This is a genomic window from Mycobacterium sp. (assembly GCF_036488105.1).
In the GTDB taxonomy this organism is placed as follows: domain Bacteria; phylum Actinomycetota; class Actinomycetes; order Mycobacteriales; family Mycobacteriaceae; genus Mycobacterium.
Genome location: NZ_DASXHW010000265.1, coordinates 1 through 5,577 on the forward strand (window position 1 = coordinate 1; position 5,577 = coordinate 5,577).

At 67.1% G+C, this 5,577-nt stretch carries 5 protein-coding genes; 4 read left to right on the forward strand and 1 reads right to left on the reverse strand.

All coding sequences use genetic code 11. The features are described from left to right. Positions 1 to 891 (forward strand): acyl-CoA dehydrogenase family protein (locus tag VGH54_RS13680; RefSeq protein WP_331512555.1); only part of this gene is annotated, 891 nt, incomplete at its 5' end. 30 nt (positions 892 to 921) lie between these two features. After that, on the forward strand, positions 922 to 2,112 hold the full coding sequence (locus VGH54_RS13685) for an acyl-CoA dehydrogenase family protein (protein WP_331512556.1): 1,191 nt from the start codon (positions 922 to 924) through the stop codon (positions 2,110 to 2,112). Positions 2,113 to 2,115: 3 nt separating this feature from the next. On the opposite strand, the gene VGH54_RS13690 is transcribed toward VGH54_RS13685, so the two are convergent. Further along, a complete protein-coding gene (locus VGH54_RS13690) occupies positions 2,116 to 3,123 on the reverse strand; it encodes an acyl-CoA dehydrogenase family protein (protein ID WP_331512557.1) in 1,008 nt (335 codons plus the stop codon). A gap of 94 nt (positions 3,124 to 3,217) precedes the next feature. Between VGH54_RS13690 and VGH54_RS13695 the strand changes: the two genes are divergently transcribed. After that, positions 3,218 to 4,756, forward strand: coding sequence for a fatty acid--CoA ligase family protein (locus tag VGH54_RS13695; protein ID WP_331512558.1), 1,539 nt, complete (start codon positions 3,218 to 3,220; stop codon positions 4,754 to 4,756). A 15-nt stretch (positions 4,757 to 4,771) separates the two neighbouring features. Continuing rightward, positions 4,772 to 5,577, forward strand: an 806-nt coding sequence (locus VGH54_RS13700) for a mycofactocin-coupled SDR family oxidoreductase (RefSeq protein ID WP_331512559.1), incomplete at its 3' end; no start/stop codon positions are given.

Sequence of the window (5,577 nt, forward strand, 5' to 3'; positions counted from 1 at the left end):
CGACCACGTTTGCTGTACGCCGCCATTGAGGAGGCCGCGAAGGCGTTGGCTCCCGCGCCGCTCGTTCCGACGGTGACCGCGCTCGACGTCGCGTTGCAATGTGGCGCAAAGGCTTTGGTTCAGCGCATCACGGCCGGCGCGGCGGCCGCGTTCGCCGTACCCGTCGATGACAGTGGCTGGATGATTAGCGGCCCGGAGCTGCCCGAGTGGGACGGAGCGCGTCTTTCCGGTGTGGTCGCGATCGTGGCGGGAGCACCGAACGCCGAGGCGTTGGTGGTGCTGGCTCGCATCGGCGGCGGCGGTGAGGTTCTGGTGACCGTCGACGCTTCCGCCGACGGCGTCGACGTGACGGCCCATCAGCCGCTCGATGTGAGTGCCACCATCGGCTCGCTCACCTTGACCGCCGCCGAGGGTGAGGTGATCGCCGACGGGAACGACGTCGCCCGCGCCTTGGGCACGGCGCGCCGCCAAGCGGTCCTGGCCGTGGCGGCGGACTCCGTTGGGGTTGCTTCGCGCGCGCTCGCGATGGCCGTTCAGTGGGCAGGCGAACGGCATCAATTCGGCCGCGCGATCGGCAGCTTTCAGGCGGTGTCGCATCGGTGTGCGGACATGTTGGTCGCGCTCGAGGGTGCCCGCAGCCAAGTGTTCGCGGCCGCCGAGGCCGACCTAGAGGAGTCGGGCTACTTGGCGGATCTGGCCGCCGCGGCGGCCCTCGACGCCGGTGTCGTCGCCACCGAGGGTGCGTTGCAGATCCACGGCGGCATCGGCTTCACCTGGGAGCATCCGATCCACCTGCTCCTGCGCCGCGCTCAGGCCAACGCCGTGTTGGTCGGCCGTGCCGACGCGCTGCGCGACCGGGCTGCCGGCGACCTGCTGGCGCTGAGCCGCTAAGACCTCGAGATCAAACAGGAAGGCGGCAACGTGGAATACGGCATGGGTCCCGAATTGGAGGCCTTCCGCGCCGAGGTACGGGCCTTCATCGCGGAGCATGCACCGCCTATCCCGCCGCGTGCGGGTGTGCGCAGCGCTGAGAACGAAGCCGAGCTCAAGGCGCTTCAGGACTGGACGGCGCGCCTGTTCGAAGCCGGCTACGTCGGCGCGGACTGGCCCGCGGAGTTCGGCGGCCGCGACGATCGCTCCGCTGAACATGCCATCGTGGTGGGCGAGGAGCTGGCCCGGGCCGCGGTGCCCGGCGTGCCAAGCGGCAACGCGCTGGCATCGCATGCACTGATCCATTACGGCACCGATGACCAGCGCCGCAGGCACCTGCCCGAGATCCGGGCGGGTCGACAGCTGTGGTGCCAACTGTTCAGCGAGCCGGGCGCAGGAAGTGACCTGGCGTCGCTGCGCACCCGCGCGGTGCTCGACGGTGATACCTATACCGTCAACGGTCAGAAGGTGTGGACCACCGACGGGCACTGGGCCGACTACGGATATCTGTTGGCGCGCACCGATTCCGACGCCCCCAAGCACAAGGGCATCAGTGCGTTCATCCTCGACATGGCCAGCCCGGGCATCACGGTCCGACCACTGCGCGAGCTGACCGGCACCTCGGATTTCAACGAAGTCTTCTTCGATTCGGTCGAGGTGCCTGCCGAGGCCATCATCGGAGAGCCAGGGCAGGGCTGGGCGATCGCGAACGCCACGTTGGGGCACGAACGCACCAGCGTGGGCGCCGCGGTCGTCAAGTTGAGGCTGGCCATTGACGGACTGGTCGCACTAGCCTCGCAGGTCACCCTCGACGGTCGTCCCGCGATCGAAAGCGATCGGATCCGGGATCGAATCGGCGAGTTCAGCGCCGAGGTGGAGGCGCTGTCCGCGCTGACCTACGCCAACCTCACCCGTTGGCTGCGTGGCACCGAACGCATGCACGACGGCGCGATGGCCAAGCTGATGTTCAGCGAGCTGAATCTCGAGATGGCGCGCTTCGCTGTAGAACTCGGCGGCGAGGCAGGCGTGTTGGTGGAGCGCGATCCGGACGTCCTCGACGGCGGTCGTTGGCAGGACGAGTGGCTGTACGCCCGGGCCTACACGATTGCCGGTGGCAGTTCGGAGATCATGCGCAACCTGATCGCCGAGCGGGGCTTGGCCCTGCCGCGGGACCGGCGCTGAATGTCAGGCGCTGAGCAGCGCCGCGCGGTGTTCGGCGACGCTCCCGTTGAAGGCTTCGTCGACCTTGATCCGGCGCAGGAACAGATGCAGATCGTGTTCCCAAGTGAATCCGATGCCGCCGTGCACCTGCAATGCCGTTCCGGCGACCTTGGCGGCAGCCGACTTCGTGTACGCCGCCGCCGCGGACGCCGCGCGGGACCGTGCAGCGGCCGACGCGGTGTCCAGTGCGAGAGCCGCGGCCCACAACGTGGCTCGGCCGGCCTCCACCGCGACGGCCATGTCGGCGCAGTGATGCTTGACAGCCTGGAACGAGCCGATCGGCGCGCCGAATTGCTCGCGCTGCCCGGCGTAAGACACCGTCATGTCGAGCAGTCGGGCCGCCGCGCCCAGCGCGTCGAACGCCCGGTGCACCGCCGACGCGTCGCGCAGCAATGCCAATGTGCCGCCGGGCAATTGCGTCCAGTCGGCGATCGTCGCGTCGAGGTCCAGGCGTGCCCACGAACGGCTCAGATCGAACGTCGACATCCCCGACAGCGTTGGGGCATTGAGGACCACCAGATACTCGCCGTCTCCCACCTGACCGACCACAGCGATGGAGTCCATATCGGCGGCCATCGGCACCGGGTGCGTGACACCAGTCAGTCGCAGCGCATCGCCATCGAGAGTGGCGTCGGGACCAAGCGCCAATCCAGTCAGCTTGCCGTCCTCGGCGGGCGAGTCGACATGGTCGAGCAGCCAGGCCGCGACGTTCAGATCCGCGACCGGCAGCGAGCTCATTGCGTATCCGTGCTCCTCGCTCACGACGGCGAGATCCACATGGGTGCCGCCTATTTCGGGAGTGAGCAGCTCCAAAAGACCCGATTCCACCGCATGCGCGACCGCCGCAGGATCGACCGTGACTGCACCGGCGTCCAACGTCGCGCGGACCCTGGCGATGGGATCGCTTTTGGTGAGCCAGGCCCGCTCCGCCGCGGCGAGTTGGTCCTGTTCTTCTGTCAACCCGAAGTCCATCGCGAACGCCTTTCACAAAGTTGACCTAGTAAACCATGTCCACTAGCTTCAAGAGAACGGCTATCCGCCGCGGAAGTCGATCCGGAAAGTCACGATGACGAGCATCCACGAGGCGCTGGGACGGCTCTGGGACGCCAACGACCACGACCGCATGTTGGAGTGCGACGGACGCTGGGCATCCTGGGGTTCCGTTCGGTCGCTCACCGAGCGGATCGACCGGGAACTCACTGCCGCCGGGTGTCCGACCGGTGGCCGGGTCGCGGTCGTGCTCTCCAATCGCATGGAGTCCGTCGCGGCGCTCATCGCAATCTTCCGGGGCGGACGCACGCTGGTGACCATTAGCCCCCTGCAGCCGCCGGACCGACTGAGCGACGACCTTGCGGCGTCCGCCGCCTCCTTCGTCCTTGCGCCGTCCGCGTTGTGGTCCGACGAAGTCTTCAACCGTGCGGTCACCGATCTCGGGGCGACCGGGTGGGGGCTCGACGACGGCGAACTCGCCATCCGAGCACGCGGCACAAAGGAAGCGGTTAGTGGCGATCCGGCGGTAGCCATCGAGATGCTGACCTCGGGCACGACGGGCGCTCCGAAACGCATCCCGCTGACCCGCGCACAACTGGAGGCCTCCCTCGCGTCGGCGTTGCAGCACAACGACCGTGCCAATCCCAGGACCAAAGCCCCGTTGTCGGGCGCCGTGGGCCTGGTGACATTGCCCATCGTGCACATCGGCGGACTGTGGTCGTTGTTGCAGTCGCTGGTCGCCGGCCGTCCGATCGCGATGCTCGACCGATTCACGGTGCCGGGCTGGCATGCCGTGGTGAAGCAGTATCGGCCCGCGGTGGCAGGACTGCCCCCCGCGGCCATGCGATCGGTGCTCGACTCCGACATCCCGCGGGAGGATTTGGCGAGCATCCGTGCCATCAATGCGGGTACCGCCGCCGTCGACCCGGCGTTGGTCGATGCGTTCTTCGAGCGGTACGGCATCCCGATCCTCGTCGTCTACGGCGCGACCGAATTCTCCGGCGCGGTGGCCGGCTGGACCGTGAGGGACTTCCACGCGCAGTGGGTCGACAAGAAAGGCAGTGTTGGACGCGCTTTTCCCGGCGTGCGATTGCAGGTCGTCGGCGAGGACGGTGCGGTCCTCGGCGTCAACGAGGAAGGCAGGCTGCAGGTCTCGACGCCGCAGGCCGGCCGAGCCGGAGACTGGATCACGACCAGTGACTTGGCGCATCTAGATGCCGACGGCTTTCTCTACATCGACGGCCGCGCGGATGACGTGATCGTGCGCGGCGGCTTCAAGGTCTCGCCGGAGACCGTTGTCCGTGCGCTGCGCGCACACCCGGCGGTGGCGGATGCCGCCGTCGCACCCGTTCCCGATCAGCGGTTGGGCCAGATTCCGGTTGCCGCAGTCGAATTGAGCCCAGGGGCGACCACCGATGACGAGGCGCTACGGGAGCACTGCCGGACCACGCTGACACCCTACGAGGTGCCGGCCCGCATCTTCGTCGTCGAGGCGCTTCCCCGCGGGGCTGCGCTCAAGGTCGATCGCCGCCGTCTGATCGCAATGCTCGAAGACCTTGGCCTGCCGACCGTCCAACCCGCCACAGCAGTTGAAACTCTAGCAACGCCAACCTGATTAGAAAGAGACATCATGGGTCGAGTTGAGGACAAAGTCGTTCTGATCACTGGCGGTGCCCGTGGTCAGGGGCGTAGCCACGCCGTCAGGCTGGCCGAGGAAGGTGCTGACGTCATCCTCTTCGACATCTGTCACGACATCCAGACCAACGAGTACCCGCTGGCGACATCGCGTGATCTCGAAGAAGCGGGCCTCGAGGTGGAAAAGACCGGCCGCAAGGCCTATACCGTCGAAGTCGACGTGCGAGACCGTGCGGCGGTCAGCCGCGAACTTGCCAATGCGGTCGCCGAATTCGGCAAACTCGATGTGGTAGTCGCCAACGCGGGCATCTGTCCGCTGGGCGCTCATCTGCCGATTCAAGCCTTCGCTGATGCCTTCGACGTCGACTTCGTGGGTGTCGTCAACACCGTCCACGCCGCGCTGCCGTATCTCAAGTCGGGTGCGTCGATCATCACCACAGGATCGGTTGGCGGGCTGATCGCCGCATTGCAGCCCCCGGGTGCGGGCGGACCGCAGGGCCCCGGCGGAGCAGGTTACAACTACGCCAAACAGCTGGTCGACTCCTACACCCTCCGGCTCGCGGCGCAGCTGGCACCACAATCCATCCGTGCCAACGTCATTCATCCGACAAACGTGGATACCCCGATGCTCAACAGCGAGCCGATGTACCGACAGTTTCGACCGGACCTCGAGGCACCCAGCCGCGACGATGCCCTACTGGCCTTCCCCATCATGCAGGCGATGCCCACCCCCTACGTCGAAGCCTCGGACATCTCGAACGCGGTCTGTTTCCTGGCCTCTGACGAGTCCCGGTATGTGAC

Coding starts and splice junctions, on each gene's coding strand:
- VGH54_RS13690 (WP_331512557.1), bottom strand. CDS start 3,123: ATGGACTTCGGGTTGACAGAAGAACAGGACCAACTCGCCGCGGCGGAG.
- VGH54_RS13695 (WP_331512558.1), top strand. CDS start 3,218: ATGACGAGCATCCACGAGGCGCTGGGACGGCTCTGGGACGCCAACGAC.